Origin of the sequence: Paraglaciecola hydrolytica (assembly GCF_001565895.1) — a bacterium.
Lineage (GTDB): Bacteria > Pseudomonadota > Gammaproteobacteria > Enterobacterales > Alteromonadaceae > Paraglaciecola > Paraglaciecola hydrolytica.
The window spans coordinates 428,752-450,550 of record NZ_LSNE01000007.1 but is presented as its reverse complement, the minus strand read 5'-3'; the positions used below and the strand labels follow the sequence as shown (position 1 = coordinate 450,550).

Genomic DNA, 21,799 nt, shown 5'->3' with positions numbered 1-21,799 from the left:
TTTTTCAGATTTAGAAAAATTCGTCAGTTTAATTGACAGTGAATTAAGCCGTTATAAATGCTTTAGCAGTCTGAGTAAAGAGCTGATATTGGGTGGTTTATTTTCTGTAATGGTGAGGTCTCAGTAATTATGAACTTAACTAATTTTTTTGAATTAGCTAAAGAATCAAATTTAAAGATACATCTGGAAAACATGAATGTTATCAAACCTCATAAATTGAGTAATGAGGCTTTGTTCCATTTACCATTTATTTCAATGGTTGTTCTTATGATGTCGAAAGATCGGCGGAAGCCCAACGTATCTGAATTAGGGCAACTTGTTGGTGAATGCATCGAAGGCTCGATCAAGGAATTTAAGGGATCATCTCAGCATCTTGGTTGGTCCGCGAATTTGCGAGTAAGAACAGTTAAAGCGCTTTCATTTTTAGAGATTTCACATTTAGTTTCCGTTAATAATAGGAAGGGTAAACTTGAAGTCACAGAATTAGGGAAGAAAGTAATTTCCAAAGCACTAGAAGATAGTTCAGATTTATCTTACAACTTAATGCTTGTACAACGAAGTTATCGAAATATCTGTAAGGATAAACAAATGGATCTTGAAATATTATGAAACTTGTCAGTTTAACAGTAATTGGCAGAGGCGTTACGGGATGGGGTACTGAAGAACTTTTTTTTGCTAAATCTATAACCCAATTATATGGTGCAAATGGATCAGGTAAAACACCTCTTGTTCAAACAATCGCATTTTGTTTAGGGTATTCATGTATTTTCAGGGATGATATTTACTCACATTGCCAATGTGCAAAACTAAAAGTTTTCATCAAATCTAAACCGTATGAATTAGAGAGAAAATACTCTAGTGATTTTGAAGTATTAGTAAAAGAACCTACTGGGACAAAACAGACTTTTTTCAAAGAAGGCGACTATAGTAGATTTTTATTTGAACTGTTAGGATATGAATTTCCACAGTTGGTTACGAACTCTAACTCATTTACACATCCATATTTGTCCACGATATTACCCCTATTTTACCTCGACCAAGATATTGGTTATGGTGATTTTTATAATTCACCTGGTAGCAATTTTATTAAAGACCAATTCATTGAATCTGTAAGGTTGAGTATTAACATGCCAGCCAAGAATTCTTTTGATCAGAGAAAAAGTGCTATTGATGCGAAAAAGTTAGTGGAAAAAGCGGATCAAAAAGTCCACAGATTTAAAGCTATATATGAGGACACACTCAAAGGCACAGATATTGGCTCCGTTTCCGTTCAAGAAATTGATAATCAAATTGAAAGCCTTAAATCCAAAATAAATAAGATTAAATCAAGTCAAAATTTAAAGTTAGATGCTACTGATAGCATTGATAAGTTAATTTCATCAAAAATGTCACAAATAAGAGAGCTTCAACAGGAAATTTCTTTTTTGGAAAGTAAATGTTCAAGTATTTCTTCTATTCGCTCAGAAATAGAAGTTGAAATAAATACTCTCTCATTGAACGAGGAAGCGAAAAGAATCTTTATGTCTTTTTCTGAAATTTGTTCAGTTGATGGATGCGGATTATTTCTTGGTAGTTCAGAGAGTTATGGTAAAAATCTACTTTATTTAAAAGATCAAATAAAGGACTTAGTGTTCAATGCAGAAAGCTCAGAGCTTAAAATTAAGATATTAAAAAACGAACTACAAGCTCATTTTGACGATATAGATAGATTAAATTTGGCTAGAGAGAACACTGAGAAAGACGAAGGTTTATCTGCTTTGGTCGAAGCCATTCATATGACTCTTGCTGAAATAATCTCACTTGAAATCAAAAAGAGAGAAATCGAAAACCTCTCGGAAATTGAAGAAAAATATTTAGCAGCAGAAAGAGAAAGAGATATAGCTCTTAACAGACAAGATTCATTATCATCATCACCAAACAAATCTTCTTTGGGCTTAATAAGATTCAAGTCTAATCTCACACAGTCCATTTCTACTTGGATTAAAACGATTAATACTAAAAATGTTCCAGATGATGTCAATTTATTAGACGAATTTAAAGCCACTTTTGGTGGTGAAAAATTGTCTGCATTTAAAGGGAGTACAAAATTAAGAGTTGTTCTTTCATACCACGCTGCCTTGTTTGAAGAAATTATCAAATGTAATAAACGAGGTATACGTTTTTTGATTTTAGATACACCGAGACAACATGACATTAGTGCTGAAGATTTGAATCAATTCATCAAAGCTCTTAAGATTCTTGCTGATAAAGAGGATATTCAAATAGTCTTCTCGACTACAGAATACAAATACAAAAAAGGTGCAAATGACATTGATTGGGTGCCTAAATACGATGATCCAAGCTTTGATCAGACAATGTATTTGGGTAAAACTAATTAGAGCTTAAAAAAAGGAGGGAATCCTCAATTAGTGAATTTAGTTATTTATAAGATAATTAATTCGAGGTGATAAATCATTGACGAGTTGAGACAATCCTTGATCGTTATTCAAGTATCTAACAACCCTCAAATGTTTTAGATCAAATGGAATATCGTCCAAATTTTGCGTTATTAAGATTACGTTTTTACCAAGTGCATGTGCTATCCCAGTTTCATAAAATACATTTGCGTTTCTTCCCGTGCAATCGCATATGACTATTTTTGAGATACATATGAGAGTTATTATGTCTTGAATAATAGAATGATGTTCCCAAACATTGTCAGCTTTTTTACACTCTAAACCTTGTATATTTGCAGCTGATTCAATTGATTCAAAAACTCCCTTACATGAATCATTAAATGGCATCATTACTGATATCAAATTCTTATTTTCACACTTAAGCCCAACTGTATCAAAATACGGATTCTTTGTTGGTCTCGCTGAGTTTACTTTATAAAGCGCTTTAAAAAGGTCTACATCTTTAACCGCCCAATGGGAATTATTCCATTCGAAATTATTGACCACACCTAACTCAATTGACATGGCACTCAATATATTATTTGGAAGAGAATCTATAGACTCTTCGAAATAATATTGAATTTCGTAATCTTTACCAACTTTCCTGACAGCATGAATGTAACCGATGCGTGCAAAAACAGCTTCAGGGTTTTGATGCTCAGTGACAAAAAGTGCGGGATTACTACGAATGGCCTCTATATTCAATGTACCATTCGCACTGACTTTTTCGACAATATGTTGGTCCGTATAAGTTAGACAGCGCGATCCTGAAACTAACGCACAATTATTAGGCCAATTAGAATAACTAACTAGAAGATGATACATCGTATTTCCCTATTAATATCGGCCAGTTTGATAGTTTTCATCAGTCACCATATTGAAGACAGTCTTAGCTGGAACATGTATATAAATCTGTTTATTATTTATAATAAACTATCCCTGATAATTCCATATATAATTATTTAAATAATATATATCAATAACTTAGGAAAACTCATATTAACGATACCATAACCTTTTGTGAAAGAATATAGTCATCTCACCGTCCGAACTTTTGCGTCCAAACGGTATTTCATTAACACCATTTTTTCTGATTAAATCTCAGCTCTAACATAAGTGACAGATTGGGATTGGGGATAGATGGGTAAAGTCTTAGACATCATGAATCTAACCGATAAAAATGGTGATATTGATGTTGGTCGAATTTTAGATCTGCTCAAATGCAACGAGACTGAACTTGCTCAATCACTTGGTATTTGTAATCTGGTGCATTCAACAGCTTCACTTCGAATTGCGCTTCAGAACAAGTTGTTTTACCAACAACTATTACAAGTTATTTGCATTGTAAATTTCGTTCAAGAGATGGGATCTACAAGGCGAGAGGCATTTTTATGGTTTTATGAAGAACAAATTCCTGCTTTTGGTGGTGTTACAGCAAAAGAATGCGTTCAAAACCATCAGTTCGAATATGTTATGGACTATCTTCAATCAATCAAGTTGGGTGGATATGCCTAAAAAAAGGCATTAGGGCATGCATTAAGAAAGCTGACGTTTGGGAAAGTTCGGAGAATCTTAGGATTAGAGATGAGCTTATATACCAAGCTCATCTGTTCCACATAACTGATACATCATGTTCTATCTCCTTTTTAGTAACGTTTTAATGGTAACACAGTTTACTGAAAATGCACCAATTGATTGATAATTGACCAGTATTGTGAGGTGGGATTATGACGCGAAAATTAGCTACGAAAAACAAGCTTCGACTTTCATCTATATTTAAAAATCGTAGTCATGGTAACAATACTCAGCAAATCCAGTTAACTTGCCAAAGTAGTGATACGCATGAAAGTACGCGGATAAGTAAAAAAAGTGGGCAGGAAATCGCTTTAAAGAGGCGTATTAAATTCTCAAAGTATAATAAAAGACAAAGAAAAAAATATTTGAAGAACAACTCTCAGTACTTTAGTACGTTGGGTTCAATAGTAGGACCAAATACTAATTCCCTGCGGGTAGTCGATCTATAGACAGCATTTTATTGGAGCTTAAATCGCTCATCTCAGTATTGGTATGTAATCGAATATTTTAAACTTAGGAATGTAACGTGAAAATTAATAATAGACGTTTAACCGAAACAGTTTTAGACCGTTCGTGTGGAGTGTGTAATCAGAGCTTAATAATCGACTTAAATGGAATAAAATTTGAAGAATACGGAGAATTGAGAGCGGATTGGGGATATGGTTCTAAGCAAAATGGAAAATGTTATCAAATCGACCTTTGTGAAAGTTGTTTTACCCAAGCTCTATTCGTACTAAGAGATGCCCGAAGAGCGCATGTCATGTTTGATCACTAAATGCTTTAATCGGCCTTTTTTTACTCAATTTATCCCTATTCAAGTGGCAAAGTTTATATTTCTTAGCAGATTCACACCAGCAAGGAGAGTTTAGCCCCATTTTTTTCAATGTATAACCTTATTATGCTATCTAGTTGCTGACTTAATTCAAAAACAAAGTGTAAGTAGAAGCAATAACAAAAAGCGAGCTAAATTAGCTCGCCTTATAGTTATGGATAAGTTTTCAACTTCAATTGCAGTTTCCAACTAGATTGGATCGGTTTCCAACTACAATTGTCGTAATCAACATCGCACAATATTAATAAAATAACCTTCAAATAAATTTACCGAGTCTAAATTCTGTTAAAGGCCTTCATAAACGGTTTTGGATGTTGATGGAATTTGATATTATCAGCAGCATTTAGTCGTTTTCTCGCTTGAGTAAACGGTTTTAAGATGTAGCCCCAGTTAGCTGTTCGAGAGAAGCAAATAACAAAGTCAATTTGAGCGTCGCCCCACTTATTCTCGACATAGGTGGACTCATCATTAGATTCAAATGTTTTGATTTGTATTCTGTAGAAGGACGTTCCGTCTCCGACTAATAGGTCAGTTTTCATGTCATGATCAATCACAGGAAGGAAAACCTCCCAACCATCATACGTGAACCAACTAGCGGCTAGAGTTTCAAAAGATACGTTTTTATAGTGTTGAAAAGCGGGAGTACTGCGGTTTGCGTTTTTGACAGGCATAGTGATATCCAATAAAAAATTGATGTCGCATACCAGATAAGGGCTTTCTGTCTGCGAGCCGAGTATTCGTGACGAATTACTCCCAATTAATTATCACCATACAACCTAATGGTTTGTACCTAATAGAAGAGGCTGCCAGCCCCGCGCTTCTTTGTTACAAGTTTGACGCGTTAATACTATTATCAGACATGTCCGCCTGTGATAAAGCTTACCCTTAAGTTAACAACATTCAATAATAATGACAACCTTATAAAAACAAAAAAGTGAGCCTTAGCTCACCTTTACGTATATCACGCACTTGAATAAATAGAGTCGTATTTAAATTTCCAATTCATCTGTACCGTTGAATGAATTTTTAACTTTTTGCATATCTGCAACCTTAGAATCGAAATATAACATATGACAAAACTAGCACAATTATTAACCAGAAGCCAACTAACGGAAGGCTTATAGCTTAAGTCATTGTCTATTCTGAAAATATAGAAGGTGACCTTTCGATCACCTTCTACTATTAGTTTCCAACTTGATTTGCAGACCCAAACTAGATCTGTTCAGTTTTAAACTAGATCTGTTGTGATCATGAGCTTTCTCATTTTGTTTACTGCTAACAAATACCATTCACAGACTTTATTGCACTCACAAACTACCGAAATAAAGTCACATACTTAATTGGAATACGACAAAAAAATTATTCTTCGCGATAGGTGTCTATCGACGGGCAAGCACAATTTAAGTTACGATCCCCCCATACATCATCAATACGGTTTACCGATGGCCAAAACTTGTTACGGGCAACAGCGGCTACTGGGTAAGCAGCAAGTTGGCGATCGTAACTGCGAGTCCAATTACTATCACAAATATCAGCCAGCGTATGGGGTGCGTTGTGTAGTGGGTTATCGATGGCATCCCACTCGCCTGATTCGACTTTAACGATTTCAGCATGGATGCTGAGCATGGCTTCGATGAAACGGTCTAGTTCAGCTTTTGATTCTGATTCAGTGGGTTCGATCATCAAGGTACCCGCAACCGGAAAACTCATGGTTGGCGCGTGAAAACCGTAGTCATTTAGGCGCTTAGCCACGTCCATTTCGCTTACGCCAGATGACTCTTTTAGTGGACGTAAATCGATAATACATTCGTGAGCAACACGTTCGTTACGGCCACGGTACAATACAGGATAATGGGCGCTGAGTTGTTTGGCTACGTAGTTGGCATTTAAAATAGCTACTGCTGTGGCTTTTTTAAGGCCTTCGCTGCCCATCATTTTGATGTACATATAGCTGATGGGTAGGATAGAGGCACTGCCCCATGGTGCTGCCGATACTGCCCCGTTTGTTCTGACAGAACCATCACCTACGTTTTCAACACCAATCACTTTGTGGTTAGGTAAAAATGGCGCTAAGTGTGATTTTACGCCGATTGGCCCCATACCTGGGCCGCCGCCGCCGTGCGGAATACAAAAGGTTTTGTGTAGATTTAAGTGGGATACATCACCACCGATTAAACCGGGTGAAGTTAAACCGACTTGGGCGTTCATGTTGGCGCCATCGATATACACTTGGCCACCAAACTCATGCACGATGTCACAAATTTCTTTGATGGTTTCTTCGTATACTCCATGAGTCGAAGGATAAGTGATCATGGCACAAGCTAAATTATCAGCGACTTCTGCGGCTTTTTTACGTAAATCTGCTACATCGATGTTGCCGTTTTTATCACAATTAACGACTACCACTTTGTAACTGACCATTTGGGCCGTTGCCGGGTTAGTACCGTGGGCAGAGCTTGGGATCAAACATACATTGCGGTGACCCTGATCACGGCTTTGATGATATTTTTGAATGGTGATCAAACCGGCGTATTCACCCTGAGCGCCTGAGTTAGGCTGCATCGACAGAGCATCGTAGCCGGTAATATCAATAAGCCACTCACTTAGCTCGTCCATCATTTGTTTGTAACCTTGCGCTTGCTCGATAGGCGCAAAAGGATGCAATTTGCCAAATTCTGGCCAAGTGACGGGGATCATCTCAGCGGTAGCGTTGAGTTTCATGGTGCACGAGCCCAAGGATATCATCGAATGATTTAAGGCTAAGTCTTTGTCTTCTAAAGATTTAATATAACGTAGCATTTCAGTTTCTGACTGATAGCTATTAAATACAGGGTGAGTTAATACTTTTGATTCACGCACTAAAGCTGCCGGAATAGACTGGCTACCATTTTTTACAATTGCGCTATCAAAGGCATTAATATCGAGCTCAACATTGGCACCCGTAAACACACTGAATAAGGTTTGCAGATCAGCTCGGGTGGTGGTTTCGTCAAGGCTCAGACCTAAAACCCCTTCAACATCACTACGTAGATTGATTCCGGCCGCTAAGGCTTGTTCAACTATGCCAGCTTTGTTTTTACCCACTTTGATGCTTAAAGTATCAAACCAGGTGTTGTTGACCAGTTCAAAACCCGCTTTTTGTAAACCAGCGGCTAAGATGTCAGCAAAGCGGTGTACCCGCGACGCGATAGTCTTTAGGCCTTGTGGGCCATGATATACCGCATAAAACGACGCCATATTGGCTAAAAGTACTTGCGCGGTACATATGTTGGAGTTGGCTTTTTCGCGGCGAATATGTTGCTCACGGGTTTGTAAGGCCATGCGCAAAGCTGGACGACCACGAGTATCTTTAGACACCCCAATAATACGGCCAGGCAATGAACGTTTGTAATCATCACGAGTAGCAAAAAAGGCTGCATGAGGACCACCATAGCCCATAGGCACACCAAAACGTTGAGCTGAACCTAAGACCACATCGGCCCCCATTTCGCCTGGGGATTTAAGTAACATTAAGCTAAGTAAGTCGGCAGCAACCGCCACTATGCCTTTGTTGGCTTGAATGGCAGCAATGATGTCAGTTAAATCAGTGATCACACCGCTAGTGCCCGGATATTGTAACAGGGCACCAAAGATATTGTGGCTGGCAGCGTCTTGGGCTTTGCCTACAATAATATCAAAACCAAACATGTCAGCACGAGTCGTCACTACGTCTAAGGTTTGTGGGTGCACATCGTCTGCTATAAAAAACGCATTGGCTTTGCTGTTTTTTGACATACGTTTAGCTAAGCCCATGGCTTCGGCTGCTGCGGTGGCCTCATCTAACAAAGAGGCTGACGCCAATTCCATTCCGGTTAAATCGATGGTGACTTGCTGAAAGTTAAGTAAGGCTTCAAGGCGACCTTGGGCAATTTCAGGTTGATAAGGGGTATAAGCGGTATACCAGCCGGGATTTTCGAGTACATTACGCAAAATCACATTGGGGGTTAGGGTGTCGTAATAACCCATACCAATGTAAGATTTATTCAGCTTATTTTTTTTAGCAACACTTTTTAAATAACTTAAGGCTTGTACTTCAGTTTGCGCTTCGCCCACTTTTAATGCTGATTTAGAGCGGATGTTTTCTGGCACAGTTTGCTGCACCAAATCATCTAGCGAAGTGGCGCCAATGGCGGCCAACATCGATGCTATTTCAGACTCGCCAGGGCCAATATGACGGCGAATAAAATCTTGGGATTGCTCAAGTTGTGAAAGTGAAAAATTTGCTAATGACATAAGAGACTAAAACTTCCTGCTGGAGTGTGACAGGGCAAAACCGACACTTGCCCTGACATGGTGAAAATGAAAAATGACTCAAAAGTGAAGCAAAAAATTCGCTTCACTTGCTGTAGAGATCTATTCTTCGTCTATGCTGTTTTCGTACCCTTCGGCATCAAATAAGCTTTCAACTTCTTCTGCATCTTCGGCTCTAATTTTAAATAACCAGCCTTCGCCATAGGGGTCGCTGTTAACTAACTCTGGCGAGTGCTCTAAGGCTTCGTTTACTTCAACAATCTCACCCGTTATCGGTGCATAAACATCAGAAGCTGCCTTAACAGATTCAGCTACAGCAACATCATCACCCGCGCCAACGCCAGCGCCAACATCAGGTAATTCAACAAATACCATATCACCCAACAACTCTTGAGCGTGGTCACTGATGCCAACTGTAAAAATACCATCTCCGTCAGGGCGTACCCATTCGTGAGTGGATGCAAAACGTAAATCTGTAGGTATATTGCTCATAACGTTTCCTAAATTTATTGCTGAAAATTTGTTAGTTCAAACAGGTTTTTTATAAGGTACTTTTACCATTTCTGACAAAACTAGGTTTGACCACATTTACTGTAACCCACTTTTTGCGCATTTCCACTTCAACTGTTGCACCTACTGATGCGGGTACGCGCGCCATAGCAATACTATGCCCTAGTGTGGGAGAAAAAGTTCCGGAAGTGATCACACCTTCAACACCATCGGCCATGACTTTTAAGCCTGAGCGTAATACCCCTTTTTCGGTCATGACTAAGCCCACCAGTTTTTCTGTGCCAGCGGCTTTTTGTTGTTCAAGTGCACTGCGGCCAACAAAATTACGGCTTTGTGGTTCCCATGAGATAGTCCATCCCATATTGGCGGCTAATGGCGAAATCGTTTCATCCATATCTAGACCATATAAATTCATACCCGCTTCAAGGCGCAAGGTATCACGAGCACCGAGGCCACAAGGCGTTACACCTGCGTCTAATAATTGTTGCCACAAGGCCGAGGCTTCATCACTTGGTACAATAATTTCATAACCTGCTTCGCCGGTATACCCAGTTGTCGCGATAAATAAATCTTCGGCTTGCACGCCGTAAAATACTTTCATGCCTGTAACAGCTTCAATCTGCGCTGCCGAAAAAACACTGTGGGCTTTTTCTTTGGCATTTGGACCTTGTACGGCGATCATCGAAAATTCAGGACGTTCTACCACTCGGACATCAAAGCCCTGAGCTTTAGCGTTAAGCCAATTCATGTCTTTTTCGCGGGTGGCCGAATTAACCACCAAACGATAATTACTGGCATCAAAGTAATACACAATGAGGTCGTCAATCACGCCGCCATTTTCGTTTAACATGCCGCTATAGAGCGCCTTGCCTTTGTCTTGCAATTTTTCAACATCGTTGGCTAGCAAATAACGTAAGTAGTCTTTGGCCTGTGACCCCACTACATCCACTATGGTCATATGCGACACATCAAACATACCGGCATCTTTACGCACGGCGTGATGTTCTTCTATTTGCGAGCCATAGTTAATCGGCATTTCCCAGCCATGGAAATCAACCATTTTGGCTGAAGATTCAAGATGTTTTGCATAAAGGACTGTTTTATTAGGCATGGGAATTACGACAGATAAATGAAATATGGCCGAAGTATAGGCAGCGAGCCGACGCACAACAAATTGGAATTTTTAATATTTACATTTACAAAACTTATGTATCTATCAATAATCATTAGATTACCTTATTTATCAAGCTGTTCTACATGGTCATGAAACAACTTTCATTAGATAATTTACGTACCTTTGTCGCCGTCATTGATTTGGGTGGTTATGCCAAAGCCGGAGAAAAGCTTGGGCGTTCACAACCCGCCATTAGTTTGCAGATTAAAAAGTTGGAGCAACAATTAGAGAGCAAGGTGTTTGACAAAGTAGGACAACGTCATCAGGTTAATCATGAGGGTTTAAAGCTATATAAAACAGCACAGCAGATGCTTGCCTTAAACGATGAACTATTCAGACAGTTTCAGCCTGTGTCTTTGAAAGGCCGACTCAGATTAGGGATCCCTAGCGAATTTGCCACTACCCTGCTGCCGAGCATCATTGGCGAGTTTAGTCACTTATATCCCAATGTTTCTTTAGAAGTGACTTCGGCTTTAAGTAAGTCTTTATTGAGTACTGATAATGCTCAGGGCTTTGACCTGGTAATGGCCTTAATTGACCCTGATAAACCCACTGAAGGGCAGTTGATACTGAATGATGACTTAGTCTGGGTAGGCGATAAAAATCGTCCCTTAAGTCAGGAGAGTTTAGCCCTAGTATTAGCACCAGACGGCTGTGTTTATCGTAGTCGCGTGATCAGTAAGTTAAAAATGCAAACCTTAAAATGGCGCATTAGTTATACCAATGCTGACCTCACCGGCATCACCGCAGCAATAAAACAGGGTTTAGGCATTAGTGCACTGGCTAGAAGCAGTGTACCGGAGCAACTCGATATTATCGAACACCCTAATCTGCCTGACCTTGGCAGCATAAAGATCTGTTTGTTCCTCAAAGACTCTCTGCACCCGCAAGCCAGCTCAAAACTCGCAGAGTTCATTCAATCTCGTTTGGCGAGTTAATGGTAATCAATTTGCAGATCAATTTGCGCAGTGCACAAAAACATCAGACATAAAAAAACCACCTTTAAGCTTAACTTAAAGGTGGTTTACGTTAATTCTGGATGAAGGTCGCTTAAGCGCCTTGACGTACCACAAACATCGCAATACAAGCTAACAACAACACGATAGAAAATACTTCTTTATTGTATTTCCCATGGTAATAGGCCTTACGACGATCTTTCATCATATTAAAGTCAGCTAAATAAGCATTAGACTGTGGTTTGTTGTTACCTGCGTATTTCATGAGCCCCCCATCAAGTTCTAAGATTACGTTGTTATTTTTGTTATTCTGTATCCTTGGAAAAGATATTAACCAATTGGTTCACTAAATACATCGACTTTTTTAACAAATTCTTAACTATTTTTGATCTTTTTGTTCTTTTAAACTAAAAAGCGCTCAAAAATCACTCAATCATCTGATTTCAGGCGTATATAGGTCTTATATTTTTTCTTTAACAAACGATCAATATAGCGAGTTAATTTGATCTTTTGACTGATGGCATTATCCAAAGCATCCACTAATTCGGTCAGCATAGTTTTATAATACTCAACGTCTTTAATTTGTCCTTGCTCCACAGGAGCATCTAAGATGCTTGCAGGCTCGCTTGTTGCCGCTTGCAATTTTTCAGGCTGAAACATTTCTTCTGATACTTCTTTGATCACATTTTCGACGGCATTTTCGTCTAAAGTTTCAAGCTCTTCTAAAAAACCATATAACAAGATCCTGTCCATCAAAGTATTAATTTTACGTGGTACACCATGAGTAAACTGATAGATCCGATCATAAGCACCTTCAGAAAATAGTTTATTGCCACTCCATCCTGCGTGGTGCATACGGTATTCGATATAGGCCTGACACTCTACATCCGTTAATGGCGCAAGATGACAAGAGGCGACTATGCGTTGGCGGAACTGTTCCATATTAGGTGCGCGCAAAATGGGTTGAAGTTCTTCTTGGCCTAATAAAAAGCTTTGTAGCAAAGGTTTGCCTGCGGCTTGAAAATTGGACAACATACGCAACTCTTCGATGGTTTCCAGCGGCAAATTTTGCGCTTCATCAACCAATAACAAAGCCCTTTTACCTTGTTTATGCAGGCTCATTAAAAATGCTTCAAGATCGTTAAGAATGTCTGATTTAGTGCTGCCCTGCACATTAATATGAAACTTGCTGGCAACCATTTTAACCAGTTCATCAGGGCTTAGTTTTGGCGTAACTATTTGCGCCGCCACGATGTCGTCTTGCATTTGATCCAGCAAACTATTGGCGATGGTCGTTTTTCCCGTTCCAATGTCACCGGTAATAACGATAAAACCTTCTGCCTGAGATAAACCGTATTGCAAGTAAGACATCGCTCTTTTATGCCACTTACTGCCATAAAAAAAGCTGGGATCGGGAGTCAATTGAAATGGTTTAGAGCTCAGTCCGTAGTAATTCTCATACATAATAATTAGTCACTTGATCCATAGTACTAGGTAAAAAAGGCGTTTAGCTTAAGCCAATACCTTAAGGCTTAGCAATAAATAACGGGGCATAAGAGCTATTCAAATCACATAATGATAAATAGCAAAAAAATGAGACAAACAACCTGCTACGACAAAAGCATGCCAAATGGCGTGGGTAAATTGTTTGTGTTTGGCCACGTAAAACCCCACACCCACGGTATAACAGAGGCCGCCAAGCACCAACAACCAAAAACCTTCGGCGGCCAATGCTTGATAAAGTGGATAAACAAATAACACTGCAAACCAGCCCATCAGCAGATAAGTGATCACCGACAACTTCGGAAAACGTCCTCGGGCAAAACACTTAAATAAGATCCCTGTTAGGGCCACTAGCCAAATTAATACTGTCGCCGTAACTCCCATCCAGCCACCAACACTAAGCAACATAAAAGGTGTGTAAGTACCTGCTATCAATAGGTATATTGCTACATGGTCAATGATTTTAAATATTTGTTTGAGGTGGGGCAATGAAACGCCATGATATAAAGTGGATGATAAAAACATCATCAACATGGACACGGCATAAATACTAACAACAAGCTGCGCGTAAATTCCTTGCGCTTTTATCAACAAAAAAACTAAGCCCACCACCGCAGCGATAAAACCCAAACCATGAGTAAGTGCATTAAAGCGTTCTTCGACTGCAGAATAAGCGATTGGTAAAGTATTGAACTGAGACATAGATAAGTAACAAAGGAAGAATTAATTCATCATACATTTTGAGCGTACACATGTACACTGAAAGCGATTATTTTGCTGCGACAACTAATTCCTGTTGAGATTGTTGCCAAGGCTTTGATTATCCAACAACTTTGCCCTTGTTTTGCCTCTACTATCTGCTAACTTACTCTTTTTATTTGACTCTGATATTTGCTAAATGTGGTTTGTTTATATTATCGAAAATAAATTAGGGCATTTTTACACTGGCATTTGTAAAGATCTAAATAGGCGATTTGAGGAGCACAACAGCAACGGCCCCAAATGTGCTAAAGCCTTGAAAGGTAAAGGTCCTTTGCGTTTGATTTACTGTTGCCAGATTGCAGACCATTCAAGCGCCTTAAAAATGGAACTTTGGATCAAAAAATTAAGCAAAATGGATAAAAACGATTTTGTAAATGAGCGCCTGCGTTCTCCTTTTGTGATAACAGAATGCACTTTTCCCATAATAAAATGCCCTGTGCCCCATAACAAAGTGCCTACCGCCATTTAAACTCTTGTACTGAGGATCTTCATGTCTAAACTCCTGACGCTTTCGGAATCACTCCAACAATTAGCCACACGACGTTGGTCAGACTTACAACAATTGGCAGACTTTGCGCCGCAATGGGCCGATGAGCAGCATGACATTCAACGTGTCTTTGCCTTAAGTGATTTTATCTTTGAACACTGCATTAAAGCGCCGCAGGTGCTCAATCAGCTACTAACCGATGTAAAAGCCAATAATCCATTACCAGATTACGCGACATTACTTAGGCATAAAATTGCAGAAGTCACTAATGAGGTAGAGCTCCACCGCTGTTTAAGACAATTTAGACATCAACATATGATGTGTATTGCTTGGCGTGATTTGCTCAATTTACAAAATATTGAAACCTCACTACAACAAGTATCCCTGTTAGCCAATCAGCTCATTATTCAAGCCAGTGACTGGTTATATGCCAAACTCGCTGAGCGTTTTGGCACACCTCAAGGTGAGTTTGGTCCTCAACCTCTGCTAATTATAGGTATGGGTAAACTTGGGGGTGCAGAACTTAATTTTTCCTCTGATATTGATTTGATTTTTACGTTTCCAGCCCAAGGTGAAACCCAAGGCGGTCGTCAGTCCATCGAGCATCAGCAATTTTTTACCAAATTAGCCCAAGCCCTGATCCAAGCTTTGCACCAATTCACTGTCGAAGGCCAAGTTTTTAGAGTGGATATGCGTTTAAGGCCTTTAGGTGACAGCGGTCCCTTGGTCCTCCATTTTGATGCTTTTGAAGATTATTATCAGGAACAAGGCCGTGAATGGGAACGTTATGCCTTGTTAAAAGGTCGGATCTTAAATTCAGCCGATCCTTACACTGAAATCTTACAAGGGATACTAAAACCCTTTGTCTATCGACGTTATTTGGATTTCAGCGCCATTGAATCCTTGCGCAATATGAAGGCTTTAATTCAACAAGAAGTACGCAGAAGAGGCTTAGTAAACAATATTAAACTTGGTCAAGGTGGCATTCGCGAGGCTGAATTTATCGTGCAAAGCTTGCAACTGATCAGAGGCGGTCGTGAGCCAAGTTTACAAGTACACAGTTTATTGCAGGCGGTTGCACAACTAACAGAACTCCAAGTCATACCTGAAAAAGAAGCAAAACAGCTCCTTAGTAGTTACTTATGGTTGCGCAAAGTTGAGCATTGTTTACAGCAGTTTAATGATAAACAAACCCAGCTATTACCCGATAATGAACAAGACCAGAGCCGTTTGATCGCTGTGCTGGGATATACCACTTACGCTGACTTTTTAACTAGCCTGCAGGGCTATACGGATTATATCCACAGCCAGTTTTTATTGTTAATTGGTGAAGAAAAATCAGACGAAGTTGAAGCTCCCAGCCATGAACTACAAGCAGCCATTGATCTATGGCAGTTACAACTCGACGAAGCTGAATGCCAGGCATTGCTCAAACCTTGGTTAGAGGCAGAGCAAGCCCTTAAGTTTAAAGAAATTTTGCTCGAATTTAATACCCGCCTTAGCTCTAGTCGAATTGGCCAGCGCGGTTTTAATACCCTTAATAGTTTGATGCCCTTATTAATTGTCAACGTATTGGCTACACCTGAATCTAACGCGGTTGAGAGATTACAGCGGGTACTACGAGTATTTAATGCGATTTTAGGCCGAACCGCTTATCTAGAATTACTGTTGGCTAATCAGGGCGCGCTCAAACAATTGGTTAGTCTATGTAATGCTAGCCCTTGGGTAACTGAACAGCTTGCACGCTTTCCTTTATTGCTCGACGAACTGATCAACCCTGCCACCCTTTATCATCCCACCGAGTTGCGTGAGTATCCGAGTGAACTCAGACGTGCTTTATTAAGGGTTGAAGAGCAGGATCTTGAGTTACAAATGGAAACCTTACGCCAATTTAAACTCAGTCAGCAATTAAAAATCGCGGCAGCTGATATTGCTGATGCTCTGCCGATTATGAAGGTAAGTGATCACCTGACCTATTTAGCTGAAGCCATTGTGGGCTATGTGGTGGATATCGCTTGGCAACAAATAGCCGAAAAACATGGTGAACCGACATGCACAACTGCTGGGCCACGCAGCATAGTTGAAAAGAGTTTTGCGGTTTTAGGCTTTGGTAAACTCGGCGGACTTGAGCTGGGATATGGCTCGGATCTCGACTTGGTTTTTGTGCACAGCTGTGATGGCAATCAATTAAGCAACGGCCCAAAACCTATTGAAAGCAGCGCTTTTTATTTCAAATTAGCCCAAAGAATAATTCATATTTTCACCACTAAAACAGGCTTAGGGCTACTCTACGAAGTGGATATGCGCCTGCGTCCTGCCGGACAGTCAGGTTTATTAGTCTGTCATTTTAACGGCTTTGCAACCTATCAACATAACGAGGCATGGACCTGGGAACATCAGGCCTTATGTCGCGCGCGTTTTATCAACGGAGATAAAGCCTTACAGCAAAATTTTATGGCTTTGCGCTTAGAGATATTGTCTAGGCAACGTGACGTAAACGAACTACGAACTCAGGTAGTGGAGATGCGTGAAAAAATGCGTCGCCATTTGGCTAAAGGCACGACAGAACATTTTGATTTAAAACAAGATGCAGGTGGAATAGCAGATATCGAATTTATCGTGCAATTTTTAACCTTAACATATTGTCATCAAGCTCATGCTTTGGCTACTTGGACGGATAATGTAAGGGTACTTGAATCTTTGATTGATACTGGCTTCATTGATCCTCAGGCCGCCGTAGATTTAAAAACAGCCTATTTAATGTACCGCAACCATAATCACAGGTTAACGTTGCAAAACAGTGGTTCAGCACTGTTCAATCCAGAGCTCAAAAAACATCAGCAAAATGTCAAAACAATCTGGCAGCACATTATGCAGTAGCAGCTTAGTGCAAACGCGATTTAGGCTAGCCGCCTTTTAAAACACTGGCTACTTACGCGCTTCAACGCATTGTTCTTCGAGGTAGTCGGTGGCAGTTTCAGTGATCACCAAAGAACGCTGTTTAGGGCACACATAGGCTTTCACTTTGCCATCAAAATTTGAATCGATGGCATTTGCAATAATACGCAAACTGCCGAGGATAGTGTTATCCATCTGAAACTGATTTTTAACGATAAAGTCCTGATCCAGCTCCCAAATAACCTGCATACCTTCGGCTTGGGCATAATCGGTAATCGCACTTCGTAGTGTCATGCCTGCTTTAAAAGTACGATGTTTATGCTCTCCCACCCAGCGCCCGGAAATCGGCTTTTGTAAACTTTCCATTTGTTGTAAACGGGTATTGAGGGGCTGCTCTGATTTTTTCACTTCGAGCACAAAGTCCCCTAAACTATCGTCTCTGGGATGACGAGATGACAAGCGATATTCAGAATAGAACTTGCTCATGTTTTCAGCTAATGATTTGGGACGTTGTGCACCTTCCGGTTCTGGTAATGATTCATTGTTTTGTTGCAAAACAATTACCACAGCTCCCACCACAATAATTAATATGCCTAGAGCCAGATGTTTAGCCCAAAACATTGACTCCGATGTTTTTTTAGTTAGCGGCGCGGCGAGTTTGGCTACTTCAGCACGTTTTGTTTTAATTTTTTCGGATTGATTCTGATTTCTTCGCAGCTTATCCGAAGGGGCTAAGTTAGAACGCAACTTATCAGATTGACCAGGCTTAGCCATATAATGAAGGCTCCGTAGGATCGGGACGAGTTTTAAAACGTTTATGCATCCACAGATATTGTTCGGGTGCGATAAGGATCATTTCTTCAATTTTTTTATTCATTCGAGTGACATCATAGTTATCGTCACCACTGGGGAAATTCTCCAGACCAGGGAAAATTTTAATACAATAACCAGTGGCTGTGCGCACCGAAGCTATAAACAGGGTTTCGCAGTTAGCTTGCTGGGCAAACAATAAAGAGCCGGTGGTAGTGGCGACTTGAGGTACGGCAAATAAGGGAGCAAATTCACATTTATTTTTACCATAATCTTGATCAGGCAAATAAAAACACACTTCTCCATCGTTCAGCGCATTGATTAATCCACGCACATCCCTTTTATTCACCATGTATTTATTTGAACGGTTGCGACCGTGATACTGCATGTATTCCATTAAATTATTATTATGTTTACGATAAAAAGCTACGGAAGGCGTTTTTAAACCGGCTACTCGTACCGAAAACTCCAGATTCATATTATGGATACAATATATCAAAACACCTTTACCTTTGGCTAAAATGGCTTCGATATGCTCGTAGCCTTCAAATTCAGCTTTTCGGGCAACACGCCAGGTTGGCCACCACCAACCCATGCTGGTTTCTAATATGGCCATGCCAGCATTATTGACATTGGCAGCCAGAATACGCGCCCTTTGCTGCTCACTATAATGAGGAAAACACAGCTCCAGATTACGTTTAGCAACTTGATAACGTTTATGGGCAAATAACTTGATGAGCTGCCCTATGCCTCGTCCCAACCAAAGCTGTAAGCGATAGGGTAACCATGAAATAGTGTAAAGCAGTACGATACTCACCCAAGTCAACCAATAACGAGGTAACAAAAAAGACCATTCAAATTTTGGTGCTATTACCTTTCTCTGCTGCAAAACACATCCTCTTTTCCTATTTTTTGTTATTGTATTCTATTTACTAAGTAAATCTAAACTGACCAGCTTGCACAGCACACACTCAGCCTACTTTCTGGATTTGATCGCCTTTAATTTGTCTATAAATTGTTCAAGATGCTCTTCTTTGAGATAGTCCAGATGATATTGATTATGAAAGCCAAAACTTAATTGCACCTGAGCATCCTGTAAAAACAAGGTATAACCATCAAAATCACTACTGGCTTCAATGCCCTGCAAAAAATAATTTTCACCCTTTTTTTCACCATGCAAGCGAATAATTTCAAAAACTTGCAGGATAAATTTACTATCAATTTCATTTTTCACGTTTCACCCTCGTTATTCGTTTCCACTGCAATCTTTAGTAAGCTAAGCAAACAAACTTGTGCAAAACGATAGTACCATAATGACAGGTATATTGAGCCGAAGCCGCTAAGACATTAATCGACTATAACCCATTGCTTGCACTCGCTAAATAGTGAATTAGAGTTTGCTGGCTGCTCTAAAATTGCTAGCTTAATTGTTAAATTTGATTAAACTTTGCCATTGTTACTCGTTTACAAACTCTAATAGTTTGTCTCATTAGATTTATGACTTTCGGCAAAATTGAGGTAGTGAGATATCAACACTGATCGAAATCTCAGTCAATTACTCGCGCTAGACTCGGCCAAGATGCTTTACAGCAATGGCTTGGCTGGCATGATAATGAGTATGATTGCTGCCAGTGTACTAGCCTTCGGTTTTATGTCAGATCCCACCTATGATACAAAAATCTTGTGGTGGGGGTTTATGATGAGCATTTTAAGCCTCCGTATTATCGATATTATTGTCTGGTATATACAAAGCCGTCATGGAGGCACTCCAAACGGTGAACTCGGTCTCTGGCGTTTTTCCATTGGTTGTATATTAACGGCGCTATGCTGGTGTTTTTATTGCTGCTATTTTTTCGATACTATGGATATTATCGAATATTCAACCACTGTCGTGGTGGTGTCAGCAATGGCTGGCGGATCCACAGCGGTACTAGCCGGCAGTCGCCATTTACCTGTTTCTTACTCCATTATTTTGATTTTGCCCATCGCAATTTTGGGGCTTTTATCTCCCGAACATAGCCGTAATCTACTTGGCTTTTTAGGCCTGTTTTTTTGTGCCGTCATGGTCATGTCTGGTATGCGCTCCTCACGGTTCACCCAAGAAGCCATCAAACTTAAAAATATCAACTCACAGTTATTAGATGAGCTAAACAACAAAAAAGATCAGGTTTCTAACGTTAACCGCGAACTTGAACAAGCCACGACAAAATTAAATACCGTTAATTATGATCTTGAACAAGAGGTCATTAAACGTACCGAAAAAATCTTTCAGTTAAGCAATTTAGATGCCCTAACGGGCTTAAGAAATCGCAAAGCCTTTACCTCAGAACTGGATAGCTTGATCGAAAAATCAGTCGAAAATGGCAACCCAGCCGCCTTACTTTTTATTGATTTAGACGGCTTTAAAAAGATCAATGACACTATGGGTCATCAGGTAGGCGACAGCACCTTAATCGAAGTAGCTAATCGTTTATCGGCATTTTCCGATGCCAATCGTTGTGGCAGATGGGGGGGTGATGAGTTTTTGGTAGCCCTACCCTACAGTGATCAAGATACAGCGATGTCGATTGCTAGTGCGATGATGACTAGCATTGCCCAGCCAATTAATGTCAGTGGTAATGAACTATATTTAAGTGCCTCGGTAGGCATCGCCCTTGCTCCTGTACACAGCCTCAATGCCGCTGACCTTATTCAATTAGCCGACTTAACTATGTGTGAACAAAAACAATTAGGCATACGCAAACCTAGAGTATTTTCTACCGAACTAAAAGGCAAAATTGAAGCCTCACAAATGATCCTTGAAGGTTTACAACACGCGCTAGAGAAAAAACAACTTTATCTTTGTTATCAACCTATTCAAAGTGCTAAAGACAATACCACTTGGTCATTTGAAGCCCTATTGCGCTGGAACTTTGATGGCAAATTTATCGGCCCGGATATATTTATTCCATTGGCAGAAAAATCCGGATTGATCAAAGAAATTGGTGCCTGGGTGCTTAATCGCGCTTGTATGGATGCCAAACATTGGCAGTTTAATCAACGAGCCGCTGTGTCGGTCAATGTATCGGTGATTCAATTAATGGATGATGGTTTTATTCGTCTACTGGATAATATACTACGCAGTAGTGGCCTGCCTCCTGAACGTTTACACTTAGAAATTACCGAATCCACCTTTGTGGATAACGAAAAGAAAATCCGCACTCAGTTACAACAAATTCAATCCCGCAATATCCATGTATCTATTGATGATTTTGGCACGGGTTATTCGTCTCTTTCACAGCTGCAAACTTTGCCGGTTAACTACGTAAAAATTGATAAAGCCTTCGTCGATAATATTGAAGGTAAAGGTGATGCCATTATTCGTGCCACTCTATTTATCGCCCGTGAACTGAACTGTAAAACGGTCGCAGAAGGTGTAGAAACCCGAGCACAAGCGCTTGCACTATCCGCTATGGGTGTGGACTATTTGCAGGGTTATTATTTTGCCAAACCAATGAAAAATGAAGACCTAATTGTATGGCAAAATCCCATATCCAATTTTCCTGTCTGAAAATAAGACGCTGAATG

Annotated in this window: 20 protein-coding genes; 8 read left to right on the top strand and 12 right to left on the bottom strand. The window is 40.0% G+C overall.

Translation table 11 applies throughout. From position 1 onward, the window contains the following. Nucleotides 1-129 precede the first annotated feature (129 nt). Complete coding sequence (locus tag AX660_RS15740; protein WP_068378625.1) at nt 130-609, top strand: hypothetical protein; 480 nt, start codon at nt 130-132, stop codon at nt 607-609. Then, on the top strand, nt 606-2,378 hold the full coding sequence (locus AX660_RS15735; RefSeq protein ID WP_068378624.1) for a hypothetical protein: 1,773 nt from the start codon (nt 606-608) through the stop codon (nt 2,376-2,378). The genes AX660_RS15740 and AX660_RS15735 overlap by 4 nt, the downstream gene beginning before the upstream one ends. A gap of 36 nt (nt 2,379-2,414) precedes the next feature. Here AX660_RS15735 and AX660_RS22865 read toward each other — a convergent pair whose 3' ends face one another. After that, nucleotides 2,415-3,260, bottom strand: coding sequence for a hypothetical protein (locus AX660_RS22865; RefSeq protein ID WP_082768941.1), 846 nt, complete (start codon nt 3,258-3,260; stop codon nt 2,415-2,417). Nucleotides 3,261-3,575: 315 nt separating this feature from the next. On the opposite strand from AX660_RS22865, the gene AX660_RS15725 reads away from it, so the two are divergent. Together AX660_RS15725 and AX660_RS15715 are read left to right on the top strand one after the other, a co-directional pair. Then, nucleotides 3,576-3,950, top strand: coding sequence for a hypothetical protein (locus AX660_RS15725; protein ID WP_068378622.1), 375 nt, complete (start codon nt 3,576-3,578; stop codon nt 3,948-3,950). A gap of 586 nt (nt 3,951-4,536) precedes the next feature. Next, complete coding sequence (locus tag AX660_RS15715; RefSeq protein WP_068378615.1) at nt 4,537-4,785, top strand: hypothetical protein; 249 nt, start codon at nt 4,537-4,539, stop codon at nt 4,783-4,785. Here the strand turns inward: AX660_RS15715 and AX660_RS23720 are convergent. The 5 genes from AX660_RS23720 to gcvT all read right to left on the bottom strand — a co-directional run bounded on the left by AX660_RS23720 (nt 4,769) and on the right by gcvT (nt 10,753). Beyond that, entirely contained in the window at nt 4,769-4,885 is a 117-nt protein-coding gene (locus AX660_RS23720; RefSeq protein WP_407669397.1) for an SEC-C metal-binding domain-containing protein, read from the bottom strand. The two genes, AX660_RS15715 and AX660_RS23720, sit on opposite strands and share 17 nt — an antisense overlap. 232 nt (nt 4,886-5,117) lie before the next feature. Next, a complete protein-coding gene (locus AX660_RS15710; protein ID WP_068378613.1) occupies nt 5,118-5,513 on the bottom strand; it encodes a PDDEXK-like family protein in 396 nt (131 codons plus the stop codon). Nucleotides 5,514-6,201: 688 nt separating this feature from the next. After that, nucleotides 6,202-9,114, bottom strand: a complete 2,913-nt coding sequence (gene gcvP, locus AX660_RS15705; protein ID WP_068378610.1) for an aminomethyl-transferring glycine dehydrogenase — start codon at nt 9,112-9,114, stop codon at nt 6,202-6,204. Between the two features lie 120 nt (nt 9,115-9,234). Continuing rightward, entirely contained in the window at nt 9,235-9,624 is a 390-nt protein-coding gene (gcvH, locus tag AX660_RS15700; RefSeq protein WP_068378608.1) for a glycine cleavage system protein GcvH, read from the bottom strand. 49 nt (nt 9,625-9,673) lie between these two features. Continuing rightward, on the bottom strand, nt 9,674-10,753 hold the full coding sequence (gene gcvT / locus AX660_RS15695; protein WP_068378607.1) for a glycine cleavage system aminomethyltransferase GcvT: 1,080 nt from the start codon (nt 10,751-10,753) through the stop codon (nt 9,674-9,676). A 152-nt stretch (nt 10,754-10,905) separates the two neighbouring features. Here gcvT and AX660_RS15690 point away from each other — a divergent pair, with 152 nt between their 5' ends. Next, nucleotides 10,906-11,754, top strand: a complete 849-nt coding sequence (locus AX660_RS15690; protein ID WP_068378702.1) for a LysR family transcriptional regulator — start codon at nt 10,906-10,908, stop codon at nt 11,752-11,754. A gap of 112 nt (nt 11,755-11,866) precedes the next feature. Here the strand turns inward: AX660_RS15690 and AX660_RS23415 are convergent, their stop codons facing one another. From AX660_RS23415 to trhA, 3 genes are all read right to left on the bottom strand, one after another. Next, on the bottom strand, nt 11,867-12,037 hold the full coding sequence (locus tag AX660_RS23415) for a hypothetical protein (RefSeq protein WP_164483520.1): 171 nt from the start codon (nt 12,035-12,037) through the stop codon (nt 11,867-11,869). A gap of 164 nt (nt 12,038-12,201) precedes the next feature. Then, nucleotides 12,202-13,236, bottom strand: coding sequence for an XrtA/PEP-CTERM system-associated ATPase (locus AX660_RS15685; RefSeq protein WP_068378605.1), 1,035 nt, complete (start codon nt 13,234-13,236; stop codon nt 12,202-12,204). 99 nt (nt 13,237-13,335) lie between these two features. Continuing rightward, nucleotides 13,336-13,977, bottom strand: coding sequence for a PAQR family membrane homeostasis protein TrhA (gene trhA / locus AX660_RS15680; RefSeq protein WP_068378599.1), 642 nt, complete (start codon nt 13,975-13,977; stop codon nt 13,336-13,338). A gap of 196 nt (nt 13,978-14,173) precedes the next feature. Here trhA and AX660_RS15675 point away from each other — a divergent pair, with 196 nt between their 5' ends. Next, the gene (locus AX660_RS15675; protein WP_068378597.1) at nt 14,174-14,506 is read left to right on the top strand and encodes a GIY-YIG nuclease family protein; all 333 of its coding nucleotides are present in this window, start codon (nt 14,174-14,176) and stop codon (nt 14,504-14,506) included. Nucleotides 14,507-14,527: 21 nt separating this feature from the next. Continuing rightward, on the top strand, nt 14,528-17,404 hold the full coding sequence (gene glnE / locus AX660_RS15670) for a bifunctional [glutamate--ammonia ligase]-adenylyl-L-tyrosine phosphorylase/[glutamate--ammonia-ligase] adenylyltransferase (protein ID WP_068378595.1): 2,877 nt from the start codon (nt 14,528-14,530) through the stop codon (nt 17,402-17,404). A gap of 48 nt (nt 17,405-17,452) precedes the next feature. On the opposite strand, the gene AX660_RS15665 is transcribed toward glnE, so the two are convergent. The 3 genes from AX660_RS15665 to AX660_RS15655 form a co-directional block, all read right to left on the bottom strand. After that, nucleotides 17,453-18,196, bottom strand: a complete 744-nt coding sequence (locus tag AX660_RS15665; protein WP_327082858.1) for a toxin co-regulated pilus biosynthesis Q family protein — start codon at nt 18,194-18,196, stop codon at nt 17,453-17,455. Continuing rightward, entirely contained in the window at nt 18,189-19,121 is a 933-nt protein-coding gene (lpxL, locus tag AX660_RS15660) for an LpxL/LpxP family Kdo(2)-lipid IV(A) lauroyl/palmitoleoyl acyltransferase (RefSeq protein WP_068378590.1), read from the bottom strand. The genes AX660_RS15665 and lpxL overlap by 8 nt, the downstream gene beginning before the upstream one ends. A gap of 87 nt (nt 19,122-19,208) precedes the next feature. Beyond that, on the bottom strand, nt 19,209-19,466 hold the full coding sequence (locus AX660_RS15655) for a DUF3081 domain-containing protein (protein WP_068378588.1): 258 nt from the start codon (nt 19,464-19,466) through the stop codon (nt 19,209-19,211). Nucleotides 19,467-19,850: 384 nt separating this feature from the next. Between AX660_RS15655 and AX660_RS15650 the strand changes: the two genes are divergently transcribed. Further along, nucleotides 19,851-21,782, top strand: coding sequence for a putative bifunctional diguanylate cyclase/phosphodiesterase (locus AX660_RS15650; protein WP_327082859.1), 1,932 nt, complete (start codon nt 19,851-19,853; stop codon nt 21,780-21,782). Nucleotides 21,783-21,799 lie beyond the last annotated feature (17 nt).

What these genes read in the sequence shown, in the direction of transcription:
- AX660_RS15740 (WP_068378625.1), top strand. Translation starts at nt 130, where the DNA reads ATGAACTTAACTAATTTTTTTGAATTAGCTAAAGAATCAAATTTAAAG.
- AX660_RS15735 (WP_068378624.1), top strand. Translation starts at nt 606, where the DNA reads ATGAAACTTGTCAGTTTAACAGTAATTGGCAGAGGCGTTACGGGATGG.
- AX660_RS22865 (WP_082768941.1), bottom strand. Translation starts at nt 3,260, where the DNA reads ATGTATCATCTTCTAGTTAGTTATTCTAATTGGCCTAATAATTGTGCG.
- AX660_RS15725 (WP_068378622.1), top strand. Translation starts at nt 3,576, where the DNA reads ATGGGTAAAGTCTTAGACATCATGAATCTAACCGATAAAAATGGTGAT.
- AX660_RS23720 (WP_407669397.1), bottom strand. Translation starts at nt 4,885, where the DNA reads ATGGGGCTAAACTCTCCTTGCTGGTGTGAATCTGCTAAGAAATATAAA.
- AX660_RS15710 (WP_068378613.1), bottom strand. Translation starts at nt 5,513, where the DNA reads ATGCCTGTCAAAAACGCAAACCGCAGTACTCCCGCTTTTCAACACTAT.
- gcvP (WP_068378610.1), bottom strand. Translation starts at nt 9,114, where the DNA reads ATGTCATTAGCAAATTTTTCACTTTCACAACTTGAGCAATCCCAAGAT.
- gcvH (WP_068378608.1), bottom strand. Translation starts at nt 9,624, where the DNA reads ATGAGCAATATACCTACAGATTTACGTTTTGCATCCACTCACGAATGG.
- gcvT (WP_068378607.1), bottom strand. Translation starts at nt 10,753, where the DNA reads ATGCCTAATAAAACAGTCCTTTATGCAAAACATCTTGAATCTTCAGCC.
- AX660_RS15690 (WP_068378702.1), top strand. Translation starts at nt 10,906, where the DNA reads ATGAAACAACTTTCATTAGATAATTTACGTACCTTTGTCGCCGTCATT.
- AX660_RS23415 (WP_164483520.1), bottom strand. Translation starts at nt 12,037, where the DNA reads ATGAAATACGCAGGTAACAACAAACCACAGTCTAATGCTTATTTAGCT.
- AX660_RS15685 (WP_068378605.1), bottom strand. Translation starts at nt 13,236, where the DNA reads ATGTATGAGAATTACTACGGACTGAGCTCTAAACCATTTCAATTGACT.
- trhA (WP_068378599.1), bottom strand. Translation starts at nt 13,977, where the DNA reads ATGTCTCAGTTCAATACTTTACCAATCGCTTATTCTGCAGTCGAAGAA.
- AX660_RS15675 (WP_068378597.1), top strand. Translation starts at nt 14,174, where the DNA reads ATGTGGTTTGTTTATATTATCGAAAATAAATTAGGGCATTTTTACACT.
- glnE (WP_068378595.1), top strand. Translation starts at nt 14,528, where the DNA reads ATGTCTAAACTCCTGACGCTTTCGGAATCACTCCAACAATTAGCCACA.
- AX660_RS15665 (WP_327082858.1), bottom strand. Translation starts at nt 18,196, where the DNA reads ATGGCTAAGCCTGGTCAATCTGATAAGTTGCGTTCTAACTTAGCCCCT.
- AX660_RS15650 (WP_327082859.1), top strand. Translation starts at nt 19,851, where the DNA reads ATGATTGCTGCCAGTGTACTAGCCTTCGGTTTTATGTCAGATCCCACC.